We start from the raw sequence: 21,279 nt of genomic DNA, 5'->3' as shown, positions 1-21,279 counted from the left end.
CTGTCAATTAGAATGAAATATTTAAGCCAAAAATAACTGATCTAGCTTTTGGATAACTTAAATAGTCGATTCCGTAAGAAGTAATACCATTAACAGTTCTGTCTGTGTTTACTTCAGGGTCATAGCCATCATATTTAGTAAATACTGCTAGGTTCTGACCTGTTACCGAAAGTCTCAATGTAGATACCCATTTGTTAATACCCAATGCTTTAGTATTTACATTATAACCTAAAGTCAAGTTATTCAAACGAAGGAAAGCACCGTCTTTCAAGTATCTTGTAGAAACTGGAGCTGAGTTGTTAACTGATTCATTACTTGAAGCAATGGCTTCGGCTGTAGTGTTAATTCCTTTTGATAGTCTTAACTTATAGAAGTTGGCATTAGCTGTATTGTCATACACTTTGTTACCAGCAACACCATTGAAGTTAATCGACAAGTCAAAACCCTTATAGTTTGCACGACCAAAGAAGTTAAATTGCTTGGTTGGTAATGCACTTCCTGCTGCAATACGGTCTTTATCAGTAACGATTCCATCTCCATCTACGTCACGGAAAGTGCTGATTCCTTTATCATCAAATCCTGTAAATTCTTTCAAGAAGAACGTACCTATTGGTTGACCGCTCACATAACCATTAATAGTAGCCGAAGTCAAACCAGAACCAGAAGCAGAACCTGAAGGGATAACTGAGTAAGGTGAGTTTTTAACAACATTATCAATAAAAGTAATGTTTCCACCTACTTCATACGTAAAACCACTTGCTGATGCACGACGGTAGTTCAATTCTAATTCTAACCCTTTGTTGGTAATTGTCATGTTGTTTACATTCGTCCAGAATGTACCTGCTGGCTGAACTGGGTCAGCTGGAATTACTTCTAACAAAATATCTCCAGATACTTTATTGAAAGCATCAATTGTACCCGTCAAAGCACCATTCAAGAAGCCAAAATCAATACCGATATCTGTTTGTGTAGATTGCTCCCATTGAATATTTGGGTTGGCTAATCTCGTATAAGATGTTCCAGCAGGATATGCTCCTGTTTCTGTTAATGGATAAGAAGTACCCGCAGAAACCACTGAAGTAAATCTAGCCTGAGTAATTTTTGAAGGAATTTCTTGGTTACCAGTACGTCCCCAACCTGCTCTTACTTTTAAATTACTGAAAGCAGAACCTTTTAAGAATTCTTCTTCAGAGATTCTCCAACCTGCCGAGAAAGAAGGGAAAACACCATATTTATTGTTTGCTCCAAATTTTGAAGAACCATCTACCCTTAAAGTAGCAGTTAATAAATATTTGTCTTTAAACTGATAGTTTACTCTTGAGAAAAACGACTGTAATTCATCGTTAGTCGCATAACCTGTTGGCTTGTTGTTTGCCAACGTAAGGTCTTGTCCTAATCCTGGATTATAGATAGGCTCGATGTCTGAAATAGGGAATTTGTTAATACTATAAGAACGTCCGCGGAACATGAATTTTTGATACGAATGTCCTACTAAAGCTGAGAAGCTATGGTCTTTAATAGCCTTTGTATAAGTCAAATAGTTTTCAATCAAACGGTTGGTATTAGTAATATTGATTGTCTCTAAACGACCATCTTGCAAAGGCACTGCACTTGCCAATGATTGTAAATCACGAGATGAGCTTGAATTATCAATCCCAAAGTTCAATTTATATACTAAGCCATCAATGATTTTGATAGAAGGAGAGATATTTCCGATGATACGCGTAATAGAAGTAACGTCTTTCTCTAACTTCAAAGTAGTCAATGGGTTTACACCATTTACATAAGAATAAGGTTGTCCTTTATCATCGTAAGCAGGATAAGTAGGATTGGTAGAAATAGCTGTACCAATAATCCCTGAGATTGGAGGACGTTCGTTATTAGTATTAGTAGCGTTTAAGTTTACATCAATGCTGATACGGTCGTCTAATAATTTTTGTGTTACATTAATACGGCCCGTATAACGATCTAGTTGATTGTTTTTCAAAATACCTTCTTGATTCTGAAGCCCAAATGAAGCATAATAAGTAAGTTTATCAGCACCACCACCTAATGAGATGTTATGGTTTTTAGTAAGTGCTGTTCTTGAAATTTCTTTTTGCCAATCAGTTGATGCTTTCAAATCTTCTAACACACCACCTACTGCAGGAACTTGTTTACGGTATTCATCTGCCGAGAAAACAGGTAAAGCCCTCGCCATCGTAGAAAAACCATAACTAGTAGAATAATTGAAAGAAGAAAAACCAGCTTTCCCTTTTTTAGTACTAATCAAGATTACCCCATTTGCACCTCTTGAACCATAAATAGCTGTTGCCGAAGCATCTTTTAAAACATCTATTGATTCAATATCCTGAGGGTTCAAAAAGTTAAGAGGGTTGGTTGCTCCGCCACTACTTGAGTTATCCAAAGCCAAACCATCTACCACAAAAAGTGGCGTACTTCCTGTTCTTACACCACCTGGCCCACGAACACTGATATTTTGTACTCCTCCGGGTTCGCCACTGGCAGAGGTAACATTTACACCCGACACTTTACCTTGTAACAGTTGTTCAGGCGAGTTAATAATTCCTTGGTTGAATTCTGCACTTTTCAGTGACTTCACCGACCCTGTAATATCTTTTTTCGTTGAACTTCCGTAACCAATTACGACTACCTGTGCTAAGTCTGATGCAGTCGATACCAACGCTACCTCAATTGTACTTTTCCCTGCAATAGCTACTTCTTGTTTTTCATAACCAACAAATGTGAATACTAACGTTGCATTTTCGTCAGCGGTGATACTGAAGTTACCATTGGCATCTGCATTCACTCCACGTTTACTATCTTTTACCAGAATATTACATCCTGCCAAAGGCTCTTTGGTTTTAGCATCAATTACTCTACCTTTTACTGTAATCTCTTTGAGCGTTTTGTTTAGTAGTGTTTTTTCATAAGTATACGATTTATTGATTGTGAAAAGGGAAGCATTGTTGGCAAAAGCTGGACTAGCAGAAATGCCAACTGTCGCCCCAACTAAGACGCCAAGAATCAACGTCGATTGGGTCTTAAAAAAAGGTTTTGTGTTCATTTTAGTTCTGTTGTAAATGGAATTTTCATATTTAATCACAATATAATTAAATTGTAATTAAAAAGGAAAAAGTAAGGATTTGCTTTTTAATTGAGGGTGCAAGTTATTCACGTAAGATTTCTGGAAAGTAAAGGCATTGTTATCAAAACATGATTTTTTCGTAATAATGGCTTAATATCTATCCTCGATGATAGATATTTTAATGGAGTGATAAACTTATAATCAAGGAAGAAAATTTAAAAAGATATTTTGTTTAAATTTTACAATTTTATTATATATTTTATCTATTAAACATACATATACTTATCAAAATATCTAAATATTTAAATATACAAGGATAATATGTCTATTATATATTTATCATTAATACCTTTGCTCGGTAACTCAGTAAACACCCGTCAATCAGGAGGTTGGTTTTAAGGGAAAGTCAATAACCTTTCACCATAAATTAAAAAGGAATCGTGTGAGAATCACGAACAGACGTGCTACTGTAAGTAACGGTTTCGAACAGAAACGATTTTTCTTCCGTTTAGCCCATTGTTCTTTTCAAAGAATGAGAAGGGTGAAGAAAATGTTACAAGTCAGGAGACTTGCCTACCTTCTCAATGACTATTCCCTCACGAAATAGGGCTTAGTTCACGCATTGATTTTTATAATATACTTGTCGAATATTACTCTGCTTCAGCAATGAATCAGCGTGTGCTTATGCTTTACGCATGACGGTGTGGTGTTTTCAGTTCCATTCGGCGTGTTTTAGAATACGCCAAAATGCTTTATCAACACTTGATAAAGCACGAACCTTAAAACAACAATTACTATGTTTACACACAATTTGGGTTACCCTCGTATCGGTAGCAAAAGAGAATTAAAACGTGCTTGCGAGCAATTTTGGGCAGGAAAATCTACCAAAGACGAATTGCTTAGGATTGGCCGCCAAATCAAAAGACAAAACTGGCAACTTCAACAAGAGGCAGGAATAGCATTGATTCCTTCTAATGATTTCTCTTTATACGACCACATCCTTGATACTGCTTTGTTGGTCGGGGCTATTCCTGAGCGTTACCATGCTTTGGTTGACGGACAAACCAACCGTGAATTAGATATTTATTTTGCGATGGCAAGAGGCGTACAGCGTGACGGTCTTGATATTAAAGCCATGGAAATGACTAAATGGTTTGATACAAACTACCATTATATCGTTCCAGAATTCACTAAAAATCAACACTTTAAGAGATATTCTGATAAAATCATCATCGATTTTGAAGATGCCAAGCAAATGGGGTTTGTCACAAAACCCGTATTGATTGGCCCTGTATCTTTCTTGCTATTAGGAAAAGAAAAAGAAGCTGGCTTTGATAGAATAGATTTATTAGAAAAACTATTACCTGTTTATATTGATATTTTACAAGAATTGGCAATACGCGGAGCAAATTGGATACAACTAGATGAGCCTTGCTTGATGTTAGATTTGACAGAAAATGAACAAATAGCATTCCAACAAGCCTATCAAAAAATCAAAAAGGGCGTTCCGAATTTAAATATATTGGTAGCAACCTATTTCGAATGTACTGGTGAAAATATTTATGTAGCTACTACTTTAGATATTGATGCCCTACACCTTGATTTAGTTCGTTGTCCTTCGCAGTTAGACGATATTTTTGAGCAAACAGATTTTGCCCAAACAGAAAAAATCCTTTCACTTGGTGTCGTAGATGGTCGTAATATTTGGAAGAACGATTATGCTAAATCATTGACATTGATTCAAAAAGCAATTGATACATTAGGACAAGAAAGAGTAATGATTGCACCTTCTTGCTCTTTACTACACAGTCCTTGCGATTTGGATTTAGAGCAAAATGAAGAAGTACTTACTCCAGAAATCAAAAATTGGATGGCTTTTGCCAAGCAAAAATTGAATGAAGTAAATGTATTAAGAAAGCTTTCTGAGCCAGCATCTGCCCCTTTCTTTGCACAACATTTCGCTGAAAATCAAAAGGCTATTCAAGGCAGAAAAGATTCAGCCTTGATTCATAAACCACAGGTAAAGGCAAGAGTAGCAGCTTTAATGGAGCAAGACGCTCATAGACCAAGTCCTTTTGCGGTTCGTCAGGCTTTGCAGTTAGAAACGTTAAAATTGCCACTTTTCCCAACCACTACGATTGGTTCATTTCCGCAAACAGATGATGTACGTGTATTGAGAGCTAATCTTAAAAAAGGTGTTATTTCTCAAGAAGAATATGATGCACAAATTGCGGTAGCAATTGAAAAGTCTATCCGTTGGCAAGAAGAAATTGGTTTAGATGTGTTGGTTCATGGTGAGTTTGAACGCAATGACATGGTGGAGTATTTTGGCGAACAATTATCAGGATATGTGTTCTCGCAAAATGGCTGGGTACAAAGTTATGGCAGTCGCTGTGTAAAACCGCCTATTATTTATGGTGATGTAGAACGCCCAGTTGCTATGACAGTCCGTTGGTCAGAATTCGCACAATCTAAGACAGACAAGTTAATGAAGGGCATGCTTACTGGACCAATTACTATTTTGCAATGGTCTTTTGTAAGAGACGATCAAGCACGAAAAACCACAGCTTTCCAAATAGCCATGGCCATTCGTGATGAAGTATTAGACTTAGAAAAAGCGGGTATTAAAGTTATCCAAATTGATGAGCCTGCTATTCGTGAAGGATTGCCATTGCGTCGTGCCGATTGGGAATACTACCTTCAATGGGCGGTAGAAGCATTTCGTTTGAGTGCCTCGGGTGTAAAAGACGAAACACAGATTCATACGCACATGTGTTATTCTGAGTTTAATGACATCATCAAACACATAGCTGATATGGATGCCGATGTGATTACAATCGAGACTTCTCGTTCACAAATGGAGCTATTGGATGCTTTTGTTGATTTTAAATATCCAAATGAAATCGGGCCAGGGGTGTATGATATTCACTCGCCAAGAGTACCAGAAACAGAGGAAATGCTTGTGTTGTTAGAAAAAGCCTTGGTGAATATTCCTGCTAGAAATTTATGGGTAAATCCAGATTGTGGCTTGAAAACTCGCCGTTGGGCAGAAACAGAATTAGCCTTAAAAAATATGATTAAAGCTACTGAGCTTTTAAGAGAAAAAGTAAAAGAGGGTGTTTGTTAAAACCGTAGGGCGAGATTTCATCTCGCCTTATTGTTTTTTTATGCTAAAAGAACTTCTATTCTTTGCTTGCTTGATTCAATGGGATCAAGCTTCTCAATTGGGAAGTGCTTTTTCTCATAATCTAATGCCAAAACCGATATTGCCTCTAAAATATCTAAGGCTTTATTTCTTGTCACTTCATCTTCAATAAGGTCAGCATCGACTAACGCATCAATTAAGGTAGATGCCCTCTCAAAATCGGCTTGATTACTATTTCATCAATATTAATAGCTAATTCCTTCATTTTTTATCTATTTAAATGTGAGAAACAAAGCGGAATACTATTCCACTCCTACTATTTTCCATTTACTAATGCTAACAAATCTGTTTTCGTCAAAGACTTCAACATAGCAGTATCCGTTTTAATTAAATCATTGACCAAATCATTTTTAGAAGCTTGTAACAGCATAATTTTTTCTTCGATAGTATTCGGACAAATTAGTCTGACAGCCACTACGTTTTTCTTTTGTCCAATCCTATAACAACGGTCTATTGCCTGATTTTCAACGGCTGGATTCCACCAAGGATCAACTAAATAGACATAATCAGCCTCTGTTAAATTCAGCCCTGTTCCTCCTGCTTTCAAGCTAATCAGGAATACTCTTACCCCTTCGTTCTCCTGAAATTCATTTACTTTATCAGCACGATTTTTAGTCTCACCCGTTAAGTATTCAAAAGAGATTCCTCGCTTAATTAACTCCTTTCTGATTAATTCAAGCATGCTTACAAATTGCGAGAAGACTAATATTTTATGTTCAGGAGATTTATTCTCTATTTCTTCCAACAAGGCTTCTATTTTAGCAGATTCATTCCCATAAAACTCATCTTCACTTAATAAAGCAGGTGAATCGCAAATTTGGCGGAGTTTCGTCAAGCCTGTTAAAATATGCATACTCTCTTTAGGAATATCACCCTCTATCTGGTTATTCAAAAAATCTCTAAACTCCTTTTCATACGCATCGTATACCTTTCTTTGCTGTACACCCATTTCGCAATAAACCACTACTTCTGTTTTCTCTGGCAATTCTTGGGCAACTTGTTTTTTAGTCCTTCGTAAAATAAACGGGTTTATTTTCTGCTGTAATTGCCTTGCTCTTTTCTGGTCTTTAAACTTATCAATCGGCATAGAATAATGGTCTTTAAAATGCTGACGACTCCCTAATAGCCCTGGACATGCAAATGAAAGCTGACCGAATAAATCAAAAGTATTGTTTTCTATCGGCGTACCTGTCAGAACGATTTTATTACGAGAAGACAATAAGCAAGCCGCTTGATAACGCTGTGAGGTTGGGTTCTTTATGGCTTGGGATTCATCTAGAAATACATAATTGAAATGATACTTTTTCAAGAAACCAATATCTGATAATAGTGTTCCGTACGACGTCAGAATGATTTCGTAATGATCAAAACTCTTCGTATTCTTTACTCTGTTACTCCCATAAACACTTAGTATTTTAATAGAAGGTGCAAATTTTGCTACTTCTGCCTCCCAATTGAATATCAAAGAGGTAGGGACTACAATCAGGTTTGTATTTTTAATATTTTTATTCCGCTGAGATAAAATAAAAGCGATAATCTGAATGGTTTTTCCTAAACCCATATCATCTGCCAGACACCCTCCAAAACCAAATTCATCCAGAAAGTTTAACCAGTTTAGCCCTTCCTTTTGATAATCCCTTAACGTTGCATGAAGCTCTTTTGGAATCTCTACACGCTCAATTTGCTTAAAGGTTTTTAGTTTTTCAGCATAAATCGTCAATTCACGTTTTACTTCATCCGCTAAAAACTCTTCATCATACATCCTTGCTATTTCAGAAAAATTACTCTTTGGAACTCGAATCTTCTCTTCAACAATAACACCTTCTTGAAAATATTCTGTGAATTGTCGTATCCATTCTGTTGGTAAAATACCTAAAGTGCCGTCACCCAATTGTACGTATTTAGTCCTATTTCTAACAGATTTCTGTAGTTGTTTTAAAGATACTTGTTGTTTTCCATAACGCACAGATAGTTCAGTTTCAAACCAGTGAATACCACTCGTTACACTAACCGACACCCTTATTTTGTTATAATTTCGCTTATTTTCTTTGAGCTCATTAAAGCCTAAAATAGTAATACCTTGGTTTTGCCATTCTTCAAAAGCATCTAAAAACCAACCTTCATCTAAAAACTGTCCTCTATGCAAATAGAAATATTCATGGTCTAGTTGTTCTTCAAAGGCCTGATGTTGCTTTAATAAATTGGCTGTAAATTGAATTTCAGCCTCATGGTCTCTTTCTAACAGAAAAACATTCTCATTGAAATCGCTTACATAAATCTGCTTTTTAGAAAGAATCGGCACTTCTGTTTTGCCATATTTTATTACTGGCGTAATTGAAATATAGTCTTCTGAATCAGACAGATAAATGATTTTTTGCTGACTTGTATCGAAGGTATTTTCTTCAATTTGGGCAGGCGTTGCGGGTCTGATATAGGAATAATTTACCTGTATTTTATGTTCAAGCTTGTTCAGAATATTGTGCTGAAATTCTTCAAACTTGGTATGATGAACTAAAATTTTATGGTTATTCTGCTTGAAAAAAGTAATGATTCTTAAAAAATCAGGGTTTTCAATCAGATACAACGTATTGGCTACTTGGGTAAAATAATCAAATTTGAGTGATAGATTTTTTAGCTCATACGCCTTTTCGTTGATAAATAATTGAGCCGAAACTTCATGAAAGATGTCTTTATAATCTATCTGCATTTTCACGTCCATTTTGAGTGTTTTTAACTCAATCGGAACAATAGTATTAGCATTTATTTTCTCTGAGACTTTAGCATCATGGAAAAAGACATCCAACTTCAGTGGATTTTTAGCTAAGGCTTTTAAGCCATCAAAAAGTGTTTTAGATGATTTTTCTTGATTAGGTTGTTGAAATTTGATAATACTCGAATAAAATTTAATTTCTTCTATATCAGCCGTTTTCCAAACAAAATCAAGGGGGGCAATTGTTTTAAGAGGATTCTTTACCTTCCCATCTTTAGTTGTTTGGACTTCATATAATTCTACAACCAAATGGTCATAATAGCGGTGTTTCCCCAACACAATTATCTTTTTGGTTGTATCATTTGAAGCAACCAAAGACACGTTTTTCTCAAAAGGTTGTGGCAATAAAGAAGTGCTTAACAGCGAGTTTGTCGCTTGATTAACCGCTATTAATTCTTTCAATTTAGGCTTTATGGAAAGCTTGAATGGGTTGTATTCTAACTGGAAATATTCATCCAAGTTTTTCTCTTGCTCTAAGCCATAATCTTTGGCAAAAGCCAACATTTTGTTATAACGCAAAGCATCATCAAAAAATACCCTAAGATTTTGGCGTTCAGTCAGATTGAGCAATACTTGTACTTGATGTTCACAGAGATTCTTGATGGGGGCATTACATTCACACGAAAGCTTGATGGCATTCTCTTCTTGCCTAACGGAAACAGTGACAAAGTCTATCCGAGTAAGATAAACAGGTATTTCTGCAAAGTTTAGTTCAATCTTGTCAGGTTGAAGGTCAAAAAAACCTTTTTCATCCGTAGAAATAAGCGAAGAACTATGCTTTAAAATCGTTAAATAATTAAGACTTGCAATATTGAAGTTTTCAAAAATATATGTTAGTTGAGAAGAAAGCATATTTGGCTTTAAGCTTTGAGCCGTGAGTTATGAGCATTAAAAAAGCTTACAGCTCACGGCTCGAAGCTCATCACTTAATCCGTAAACACTGAAGCAACTTCTCAAAAATAGTATTATTTTCATAAAATCCACTGAAAAGTTGTGCATTCGGGCCATAAGCAACCACAGGCACCATGATGCCTGAATGGTCGTTGGTACTGAAATTCCCTTCTATTTTACCCGTTTTAAAATCGCCATCTAATAATGATAAACCTCCTGTTTCATGGTCAGCCGTAATTACGATAGTCGTTTCTCCATTTTTATCCGCATATTCAAGGGCTTTACCTATTACTTTATCAAAATCCAGCATCTCGTTGGCAACATAATTTAACTGATTGGCATGTCCACCCCAATCAATTTTTGAACCTTCTAACATCAAGAAAAAACCATTTGGAGAAGTACGTTCTAATTGTTTCACTGCGGCGTCAAAAGCTTCAGAAAGATATTCACCTCTGCCTTCATGTTTAGGACGCACTTCATTTTTATCAACAAACACAAAGGTTTTCTCTTTCGTATTTGCCTTTTTCAGTTCTTCAATGGTCGTAAATACTTTACCTTTTTTCCTTAGTTTCTCTAATGTTTCTGCCCTAAAGGATTCTATACCAGCCCCAATCGTTAATGAAATTGGGCTTTTAGGCAAGTCATCAGCAATTAGCTGAAACCAATCTCTTTCTGGCTCATGAGCATAGAAACTCGCTGGCGTCGCTCCTGTTATTTCTTCCGAAACTACTAGCCCTACTTTTATCTTCTTTTTGTCTAAAATTTCTGAAATATTTTCTAATGGTTGCTGTTGGGTATTCATCCCAATGTAACGATTATTCGTTTTCTCACCTGTTGAAAAAGCTGTTGCTCCTGCTGCAGAGTCAGTACAAAAGCTATCTGCCGAATTAGTTTTAGAGAAACCAATATTTTTAAAATTCGTCCAGTTTAATTTTCCACCATTAGCCGCTATTCCGCTATAAATCTGGGCTAAACCCATGCCATCACCAATCAAGAAAATCACATTCTTAGAAGGCTTCTTTATTCCATCTGATTGATAGGTAGGCAAATATGGAATGTGTTGAGCAATAGGCTTGCCAGAAAAAGCCGTTAAGTTTTTAATATAGTTCGCCAATTCTGATAAATTATCCGACCCTATATAATCAACCTCTAATTTCATTAAAGCTTTGTAAGCCGTAAGCGAATTGGGTACTGCCCAAAACCGAACTTGCTTTCCGATGTGATGAACAGAATCAACAAAATTCTTAATCTTTAGATACTGCGGTGCTGTAATCAAACCCTTACCATTCCAGCGTGTAAAGTCTGTGATACTAGTGCTGATCAAAGCTACTCTTTCAAAACTTTTAGGCGAATAGCTTTGTCTAGGGCGACCATCGAAGTAGAAAATATCATCAAATTTATCAAAATCTGTACTTGATGGCATATCACCACTGATAACAATCTGAACGGCATTAGGATTATGCTTTACATCAAAATAATTACGATAAGGCTTTAATTGTATTTCTAAAAGCTTCAAGGCTTCTGCTCCATCTTCTTTGATGTCAATTAATAACTGTAGGCGTTGTCCGTCTTGATAAGCTTTACCATTATTCTGATTGATTTGCTTCAATAATGGTTCAAGGTATAAAGCCTTCAAAGTACGATTTAATTTTATTGATTCTTTTTCATGAGCCACGACCAATTCTTCTCCTTGCTTGAAAACATCGGCTTCAATCATCCCAAAATGTAAGGCGTATGCTTCATAAAAAGGTAAATCATGCAGATAATCATTATGTGCATGGGTGTTTTTCATAGAATAGCTCATGGGTTGAGCCAAGGCCTTTGTTGCGATAGTAAAGAGTAAAAAAAGGAGGATGTGTCTTTTCATATTATTGATAGCAATGAAGATTGTTAAAAGTTCAAAATTATCCTTCTAATGTTAGGAAATCGTTATCTGTAAATTAATCAATCAGTTAATACGACCATTACGATGAACTTTCAAAAGAGAAAAGATATTATTTAAGTAAGACGTAAAATTAACCAATTCTTGATTTATTTATATTTTTTTATTTTTTCTAAGAAACATTCTATTCCCGTTTTTTTCAAGGGTAATATATTTCCAAACAGCTTATAAATATATCAAAATGATACAATAGCCTATAAAGCAAACCAAAATGTTTGAATATATTTGGTCAACCAAATAGACTATCAGCATGAACACTTCCATTCAATAGCAATACTTAATATTATGATTCAAATAAAATACCAACGCATTTTATTATTTTTTGCCTTTCTGTTGCCTTGCAGGTTTTCACTTGCACAAGACCATTTCTTGAAATTAACAGATGCGATTCAGCTTGGCTTAGAAAATTACAATTCTATTAAAGCCAAAAATAGTTATCTAAAAGCTTCACAAGCCTTGGTAATAAATGCTCAAAAGCAGTTTCTGCCTGATGTAAACGTGGCAATTCAAAATAATTACGGTACGGCAAATGGTCAGTTCGGCTCGCTATATTCTTATAAAGGTGTAGGGATGGCTGCATCTGGCCCTAGCTCAGCAAGCCAAAACTGGAATACGGCTTTCGGAGCTTTGTATGCCTCTAATGTCAATTGGGATGTTTATACCTTTGGTCGTTTAAAAGCTACGGTAGATGTCGCCAAGTCGCAAGTCGCAAGAGATTCTTTAGATGTTTTGCAAGAAAAGTTTGCCCATACTATCAAAATTACGGCAGCATATTTTAATCTATTGGCGGCACAAAAATTTGTAGAAATCAGCCAACAAAACCATAAAAGAGTAGTGGCCTTGCGTGAAGTAATTAAAGCTAGAACTTTAAGTGGGCTGAATGCAGGTGTAGATTCTTCCATTGCTAATGCGGAAGTTTCTAATGCGAAACTTAGCCAGATTGATGCACAAAACCTTGAAATACAGGCAAGTAATCAATTAGCTATTTTATTAAATACATCGGCTAAACATTTCCAATTAGATAGCCTGTATTTCACTAAAATTCCTAGTCAACTTGGTTCATCTTTAGCCATTGAAAATAACCCAACGTTGCTGTTCCTTAAATCTCGTATTGTAATCGCTAATAATACGCAAAAACTATTGAGTAGAAACAAGTTGCCAGTTATCAGCTTATTCGGTGCTTTTCAGTCTAAAGCTTCTGGATTTGACTATGACTATTCTCCTGATAATCATCATGTTGACCAAAGTTATTTTTCAGGCATTGCTCCTTCTAGAAGTAATTTCATTGTAGGCGCAGGAATGTTCTGGAATTTTATGTCACCGACTAAAATCAATCACCAAATCAAAGCGCAACAATTTATTAGCGAAGGTTTAAAAAGCGAATATGATTTGACGGAAAATCAATTAGAAAGTCAGATGATTTTAGCAGACCAACGCATCGAAAATGCTTTGCTTGCTTATAAAGAATCTCCTATTCAGTTAGAGGCCGCCCGCAATGCTTATGAACAAAAAGCAACATTGTATAAAAACGGACTTTCAAACATCATCGACCTCACGCAAGCTTTGTTTGTATTGAACAGAGCCGAAACCAATATCAGTGTAGCTTATGCCAATGTTTGGCAAGCTTTAGTCCTTAAAGCAGCCAGCAACGGAGATTTCGATTTACTCATCAAACAAGCCAGATAATAATGAATTTAATTAAAACAGCTTTACGCAAACCTATCACAATACTTGTATTAGTAGCGGGCTTGTTATTCTTTGGTATCAATGCCATTCGGAATATCAAAATTGATATTTTCCCAGATATGAATATGCCCGTAATTTATATCTCTCACCCATTTGGTGGTTATACGCCTACACAAATGGAGTCTTTTTTCGGGCGTCAGTATGTCAATCTTTTATTATATGTTTCAGGGGTTAAAAGTATAGAAACCAAAAACATACAAGGCTTAACCTTGATGAAACTTACTTTTTATCAAGGGACTAATATGGCCCAGGCCGCAGCAGAGGTTTCAGCCTTTAGTAACCGAGCCCAAGCTATTTTCCCGCCAGGCTCGCAACCGCCTTTTATTTTGCGTTTCGATGCTTCTACACTACCCGTAGGGCAATTAGTACTAAGTAGCCCGATACGGTCGAATAATGAATTATCAGACCTTGCCAATACATACATCCGTTCCTCTTTTACATCCATTCCGGGGTTAATTTCTCCTGCTCCGTTTGGAGGAAACGTGCGAACGGTAGTCATCAAAGCTGACCCAGAACTGATGCGGTCGCATAATATGACGGTCGACCAAATTGTTGAAGCCATTCGTCTTAATAACCAAACTTCTCCTTCTGGAAACGTGCGAGTTGGTAATTATAATTACATTACGCCTGCCAACACAACCATTAAAACCATTAAAGATTTTGAAAACATTCCTTTATTCAAAGGGGGTGTACAAAACCTTTATATGCGTGATGTTGCCGTAGTTGAAGACGGTGCTGATATTACAGGGAGTTATGCTTTAATCAATGGCAAACGTTCTGTATATCTGGCCATTACCAAATCATCTACTGCCTCTACTTGGGAAGTTGTTCAAAACCTTAAAAAGAACCTCCCTCGCTTACAAAGTCTTTTGCCAGAAGATGTAAAACTCTCTTATGAGTTCGACCAATCTGTTTATGTTATCAACGCTGTAAAAAGCTTGATGTCCGAAGGTGCCATTGGTGCCATCTTAACAGGTTTAATGGTTTTATTGTTTTTAGGGGATGCCCGTGGTGCTTTGATTGTAATTCTAACAATTCCAACGTCAGTTATTGCTGGGGTACTATTTTTGCAACTAAGTGGACAATCTATTAATATCATGACGTTGAGTGGTCTTTCACTGGCCATTGGTATTTTGGTCGATGAGTCAACGGTGACCATTGAGAATATTCACCAACATTTAGACCTCGGTAAGCCCAAGGCATTGGCGATATGGGATGCCTGTAAAGAAATCGCCTTTCCAAAGCTCTTGATTCTTTTCTGTATTTTAGCGGTATTCGCTCCTGCTTTCACGATGACGGGTATCCCAGGTGCATTGTTCTTACCGTTGGCACTAGCCATTGGATTTTCGATGTTGGTTTCCTTTCTTTTATCACAAACCTTTGTACCTATCATGGCCAACTGGATTATGAAAGGACATAAACATGAAAATCAGCATACCACCAACTTGCACGATAACGAGGATTTTATTGCCTCTAATATTACTGTTGAATCAGAATTTAACCAGATTACACAGAAGAAAGGTTATGTGGAGCATCCTACTAAAAAACTAAGTTTATTCGACCGATTCAGAAATTCTTTCCTATCATTCCTTGAAAGAATTATTCCTTTTCGTAAACTCGTGGTGGTTGGTTACTTAGTCATTATTTCAGGAGCAGCCTTTTTATTTCTAAGTACGATTGGTAGAGATGTTTTGCCAAAAACTAATGGTGGACAATTTCAAGTACGCTTACGTGCCAAAGAAGGAACAAGAATTGAACGGACGGAACAGAAATTGATTCAATCGATTGCCATTCTTGAAAAAATGGTGGGTAAAGAAAATATTTCCATTACATCATCATTCATAGGGCAACACCCTGGACTTTTCTCGACGAGCCCGATTTACTTATTCATGAGTGGCCCTCAAGAAGCAGTTTTACAAGTTCAGTTAAATGAAGAATATGAAACTGATTTAGAGGAATTAAAAGATGACTTTAGAAAAAGAATCAAAGCTACTATTCCAGATTTGAAGCTTTCTTTTGAACCTATCGAATTGACTGAAAAAATATTAAGTCAAGGTTCTCCAACGCCTATTGAAGTGCGTTTGGCTGGTAGAAGCAAGAAGAACAATGAAGAATATGCTAAGAAGCTTATCGAAAAACTAAGTCAGATTAGCTATTTGCGTGATGTACAGTTAGGACAGCCTATCAAGTACCCAGCCATTAACATTAATATCGACCGTGTTAGGGCTTCGCAATTGGGCGTTGATATGAACGATATTTCTAGAACGCTCACAGCCTCAACTTCTTCTTCGCGATATACAGACAAAAGTGTTTGGGTAGATGAAAAATCAGGATTGACTTACAGTGTGCAAGTACAAATTCCTGAAAACAAAATGACGAGTGTAGGTGATATCGGAGAAATTGCTTTGTTGAAAAACTCAGCAAGGCCTATTCTAAGTGATGTTGCCACGATTCAAAGTGATACCATTTATGGTGAAAATGATAACTTAGGCGCTATGCCTACGCTTTCGGTAACAGCCAATTTATACAAAAAGGATTTAGGAACAGCAACGGAAGATGTGAGTAAAGCCATTGCTTCACTAGGAGAATTACCTCGTGGATTAACCATTGAGCCAATTGGTTTGAGTAAGGTTTTGACAGAAACGTTAGATAGTTTACAATCAGGATTATTAGTAGCTATTATTGTTATTTTCTTGATGCTTGCTGCAAACTTCCAGTCATTCAAAGTATCTATCGTAATTCTTACCACTATTCCAGCCGTAGTACTAGGCTCGTTGGTGATGTTGAGATTAACCAACTCTACCTTGAACTTGCAATCTTATATGGGTATCATCATGTCGGTTGGGGTATCTATTGCCAATGCTGTTTTATTGATTACTAATGCCGAACAATTAAGAAAAGTCACAGGCAATGCTTTGGAAGCAGCCAAAGAAGCGGCTGCCTTAAGAATTCGCCCTATTTTAATGACGAGTGTGGCCATGGTAGTAGGGATGATTCCAATGGCTTCTGGTTTAGGCGAAGGTGGCGACCAAACTTCACCATTGGCACGTGCCGTTATTGGTGGGTTAATTGCCTCAACCTTTGCAGCATTAATTATCCTGCCTTTGGTATTTGCTTGGTTCCAAGAGAAAACATCGATAGAGTCTGTTTCATTAGACCCAGAAGATGAGGAAAGCAAACACTATATTCCTACGATTTATAAAAGAGACATTGGTAATTAGTTAACGTTATCAGAGACATAGATATAACTTAAAAGCTAAAGGCTCAAAGCTTTTAGCTTACAGCTAAAAAATAAGACCATGAAATCAAAAGCTATCAATTCCATTTTTACTATAGCTGGCTTCTTTACGGCCACAATACTTTTAAACAGTTGTGGTTCTTCCGAAGCTAAAAAAGAAGAGAAGACACAAGCTCCAACGGTGCATAGCATAGAAACTTTTTCTTTGGAAAAAGGAATGATGTCAACCAATATTCAAATTCCAGGAGAATTAATCGCCAAACATAGCGTTGATTTGTATGCCAAAGTAAACAGTTTTGTCAAGAAAATGAATGTAGATGTTGGCTCAGAGGTAAGAGAAGGACAATTATTGGTCACGATGGAAGCACCAGAATTATCAGCCCAACTAGCAACTTCAGCATCAAGGTTACAATCACAAGAAGCGATATATGCAGCTAGTAAAGCTAATTATGACCGTCTTTTACAAACCAGTAAAACGCCAGGGACGATTTCTCCAAACGATTTAGACCAAGCTTTAGCACGCAAAAATGCTGATTTTGCACAATTGGATGCGGCTAAATCAAGCTATAAAGAAATTGCAGATAACAAGAACTATCTAGAAATCAGAGCCCCTTTTAATGGTTTTATCACTGCTCGTAATATTAGTGTGGGGGCTTATGTAGGTCCTTCAGGAAAAGGCTCTGAGTTTCCACTGTTTACTTTACAAGACCAGAAAAAATTACGTTTAATTGTATTAATTCCAGAAGCTTATACTTCATATTTAGGCGAAAAAAATGAGATAACTTTCACCGTAAAAGCATTTCCAAGTGAAGTGTTCAAGGCTAAAATCAATCGTGTAGCAGGAGCATTAGATACAAAATTCCGCTCAGAACGAATTGAAATGGACATTGACAATAGTAGCAAGAAACTATTGCCAGGTATGGTTGCCGAAGTAAAAATATCCTTCCCTGCTACAGAAAAGACCTTTGTGGTTCCTAAAGCTGCTGTCGCGAATGCTCCAGAAAAAGTATTCGTTGTGAAAATTGTAGATAACAAAGCTGTTTGGGTAGAAGTAAGAAAAGGAAGAGAGGCAGATGGCAAAGTAGAAATCTATGGAGACTTATCAGAAGGCGACCAATTAGCAAAAGTAGCTACTGAGGAAATCAGAGAAGGCGTTGAAGTGAAGATTAAGAAATAAGTTTGAGACTTTAGGATTTTTGGACTGGAGGACTAAAAGAATACACACAAAACAAAATCTTTTAACTTAAAGTCATATAAGTCCAACAATCTTAAAGTCCCAAAATCCTAAAGTCTAAAAATCCTAAAGTAAGACTCATTGCTTCTAACAAAAAACACTGTATTTTTGCATCCTGATATGCAAAAAAAATCTTTCATAATACGGTTATTTAGCACATTCTTGGTGTGTCAGATACTTATGTTTTCGGTTTATGGACTAACGCTTTCGGTACAACAAGCACATCATTTTGGTAAAAATAAACACAAATTTGATAGCCCTAGCGAACGCCATCATATCAATGCTAACATTCGCATATTTCTTGACTTAAATGGCGTTGATGCTCACCGTGAGATTTTTCCTTCGATTTATTCTCTTAGCAATATTTCGCCATTAGCCCTCCAATTTGAATCAGCATCACTTTTTAGATATCATTTCTATCAAATTTTATTTGAGCATTTTATCGCAAAAAATGCTCCGTGAGGTCTTTAATTTTAAACAATTTCATAAAATCTTTACAATGACTTTGATTGTTTTCGTTATTCAATCATTAGTTTTATCAATTTATCGCTTTTCTTAATTTAGCACAACACCTAAAATAAAAAGCAACCATTAGTTTCCCCTGAATATTTTATTCAGGAAATAATCCTTTTGTAATACATCAGGGTTCCAAAATCATATTATTATGTGGAATACAATTGCCAAATTAATCATCCAATATCGCCTTCTTTGGATAGGAATCATTCTTAGTTCAACTGTTTTTATGGGTTTTGAAGCTAGTAAAATTGAGCTCTCGTATGAAATAGCAAGGATTTTACCTTCATACGACCCTATCGAAAAGGAATACCAAGATTTTCGTAAAAGATTTGGCGAAGATGGTAGCATCATGGTGATTGGCTGGCAATCACCCAAACTTTTTGAATTAGAAAAGTATCAACAATTAGTTAAGCTTACAGAAGACATTAAGCGTTTAGAAGGTATCAAAAATATCATTTCAATCGCTAATCTATACGAACTGAAACGAAATGATTCTCTCAAAAAATTTGAAGTAGTCCCGATTCATAGTAGTTCGACGATATCACAGGCGGAGCTCGATTCTATTCAGAAAAAAGTATTAGCATTGAAGTTCTATGAAGGCATGGTTATCAATCATGAAACTAACACGGCTTTGATGGCTATTACCTTCAATGAAAAAACATTGAATTCTTCTAAAAGAATTGCCATTGTAAATCAGATCAAAAAAATAGCGAATGATTTTTCAATAAAGACTAACACAGAATTACACTATTCGGGTATGCCTTTTATTCGAACGGCCACCATGCTGAAAGTCTCTAAAGAAATGAAGCTTTTTATGGGTTTAGCCATTTTGATTACGGGTTTCATTCTTTGGTTCTTCTTCCGTTCTATTCGTTTCACTATCCTATCTATTTTTGTAGTATTGATTGGGGTAATCTTTTCACTAGGAACACTCCAATTATTGGGTTATAAAATCACGATTCTTACAGGGCTTATTCCACCATTATTAATTGTAATCGGGATTCCGAATGCCATCTTTTTAATTAATAAATACCAAGCTGAATTAGTGTCACATGGCAATAAAGACGTTGCCTTGACCAATATGGTTACGGGTATTGGGCTTTCTACCTTCTTGGCAAACGTTACTACGGCCATTGGTTTTGGTGTTTTTTACTTTACTAATAGTAGCCTTTTAGTTGAATTTGGAGTAATTGCGGCCCTTAATGTCATCATTACTTACCTTATTTGTATTTCTTTAATTCCGATTGCATTATTCTATATGGGACTGCCGAAGTCTCGCCACTTAAAGCATTTAGAGGTAAAATGGATTAATACATTTTTGTCTAAAATCAATTACTTGGTACATAACAAGCGAAGTGCCATTTATTCGGCAGTTTTTGTGGTAGTCTTAATTTCTGCTTATGGTATTACCAAAGTACAAGTAATTGGTTATGTAGTAGATGATTTACCTAAAAATGACCCCATCTATACCGATTTAAGGTTTTTTGAAAAGAATTTCAATGGTGTTTTACCTTTTGAAATCATGATTGATACCAAAAGACCTAACGGCATTTTTGATAATCAGGCTCAAACATTATACAAAATAAAGGCTTTACAAAACAAAATGCGTGCTTATAAAGAGTTCTCAAAGCCTTTGTCGATTGTAGAAGCTACTAGATTCCTGTATCAATCTTATAAAGGCGGCGAAGCCAAGTATTTTATCCTGCCAAACGTGTTGGAACTTTCTAAACTAACGGAATTTGTACAAAATGGCAGTGCATCATCTAAGCAATTCAAATCGTTTTTGAATGAAGATAAAAGCGTTACGCGTATCAGTTTCCAAATGGCAGATGTTGGCTCCTTGCGCATGAAAGAGCTTATTGATGAAATTCGCCCACAAGTTGATGCTATTTTTGACCCTAAAGAATATAAAGTAAGCCTTACGGGTCATAGTTTGGTTTTCTTGAAGAGTAATGATTATTTATTATCGAATCTATACGAAAGCTTATTGATTGCCATTGGCTTAATCGCTGTTGTAGGAATGGTTTTATTCCGTTCTATTCCTGTAATTATTCTATCAAAACTTCCTTGTTTAATTCCCTTGGCACTGACAGCGGGATTGATGGGCTTTTTAGATATTCACTTTAAGCCTTCTACTATTTTAGTATTCAGTATTACTTTCGGTATTGCTTCAGATGGAACGGTTTATTTCTTAACAAGGTACCGTCAGGAATTATATGAAAAAGGACATACTGTGTCACAAGCCATCACCAACAGTATTTTCGGTACAGGTTTAAGTATGATTTATACTGCCATTATCCTTTTCTGTGGCTTCTCGATTTTCGCAGTATCAAGCTTTGGAGGTACTGCAGCAATGGGTGTAATGGTTTCTATTACGCTTTTAGTAGCGATGATTACTAACTTAATATTATTACCCTCTTTGTTATTAACAATCGCTGAATATCAGAAAAAGAAATAAGGTTTATTGAAATATTAATCATTCCAAATTTTTCTTGAGAATAATGAGTTTTAGAAGTATTGAATTTATTATCGCCTTGTCCTTACTTTTCTTTTCTTGATAAAAGAAAAGTAACAAAAGAAAATCAAGAATTCCTAATCGCAGCGGCGAACCGCCTCGCTCCGCTCAAACAGTAGGAATTCGTTGTGCAT

9 protein-coding genes and 1 riboswitch are annotated in these 21,279 nt (G+C 36.2%); of the genes, 6 read left to right on the top strand and 3 right to left on the bottom strand.

The window, feature by feature from the left end:
* Nucleotides 1-7 precede the first annotated feature (7 nt).
* A complete protein-coding gene (locus tag AC07XN_RS09340; protein WP_494742840.1) occupies nt 8-3,067 on the bottom strand; it encodes a SusC/RagA family TonB-linked outer membrane protein in 3,060 nt (1,019 codons plus the stop codon).
* A gap of 394 nt (nt 3,068-3,461) precedes the next feature.
* Nucleotides 3,462-3,679: riboswitch (cobalamin riboswitch) on the top strand.
* 205 nt (nt 3,680-3,884) lie between these two features.
* Between AC07XN_RS09340 and metE the strand changes: the two genes are divergently transcribed.
* Nucleotides 3,885-6,215, top strand: coding sequence for a 5-methyltetrahydropteroyltriglutamate--homocysteine S-methyltransferase (gene metE / locus AC07XN_RS09335; RefSeq protein WP_494742839.1), 2,331 nt, complete (start codon nt 3,885-3,887; stop codon nt 6,213-6,215).
* A 334-nt stretch (nt 6,216-6,549) separates the two neighbouring features.
* On the opposite strand, the gene AC07XN_RS09330 is transcribed toward metE, so the two are convergent.
* Nucleotides 6,550-9,915: a DEAD/DEAH box helicase gene (locus tag AC07XN_RS09330; protein ID WP_494742838.1), complete on the bottom strand. Its 3,366-nt coding sequence runs from the start codon at nt 9,913-9,915 to the stop codon at nt 6,550-6,552.
* A 70-nt stretch (nt 9,916-9,985) separates the two neighbouring features.
* Complete coding sequence (locus AC07XN_RS09325) at nt 9,986-11,821, bottom strand: alkaline phosphatase (RefSeq protein ID WP_494742837.1); 1,836 nt, start codon at nt 11,819-11,821, stop codon at nt 9,986-9,988.
* A 360-nt stretch (nt 11,822-12,181) separates the two neighbouring features.
* Here AC07XN_RS09325 and AC07XN_RS09320 point away from each other — a divergent pair, with 360 nt between their 5' ends.
* From AC07XN_RS09320 to AC07XN_RS09300, 5 genes are all read left to right on the top strand, one after another.
* Nucleotides 12,182-13,582 carry a TolC family protein gene (locus AC07XN_RS09320; protein ID WP_494742836.1) on the top strand — a complete coding sequence of 467 codons (1,401 nt, stop codon included), beginning with the start codon at nt 12,182-12,184 and terminating at the stop codon, nt 13,580-13,582.
* A 2-nt stretch (nt 13,583-13,584) separates the two neighbouring features.
* Entirely contained in the window at nt 13,585-16,863 is a 3,279-nt protein-coding gene (locus AC07XN_RS09315) for an efflux RND transporter permease subunit (protein WP_494742835.1), read from the top strand.
* A gap of 78 nt (nt 16,864-16,941) precedes the next feature.
* Entirely contained in the window at nt 16,942-18,057 is a 1,116-nt protein-coding gene (locus AC07XN_RS09310) for an efflux RND transporter periplasmic adaptor subunit (protein WP_309923824.1), read from the top strand.
* 222 nt (nt 18,058-18,279) lie between these two features.
* Nucleotides 18,280-18,576 (top strand): hypothetical protein, encoded by a 297-nt coding sequence (locus AC07XN_RS09305; protein WP_494742834.1) that lies wholly within the window; start codon nt 18,280-18,282, stop codon nt 18,574-18,576.
* Nucleotides 18,577-18,778: 202 nt separating this feature from the next.
* Nucleotides 18,779-21,088, top strand: a complete 2,310-nt coding sequence (locus AC07XN_RS09300; RefSeq protein WP_494742833.1) for an efflux RND transporter permease subunit — start codon at nt 18,779-18,781, stop codon at nt 21,086-21,088.
* Nucleotides 21,089-21,279: the final 191 nt, after the last annotated feature.

This window comes from Arcicella sp. GW458-12-2-14-TSB2, from assembly GCF_059423785.1.
The sequence above is the reverse complement of the archived record's forward strand: the minus strand, read 5'-3'. Positions and strand labels throughout refer to the sequence as shown.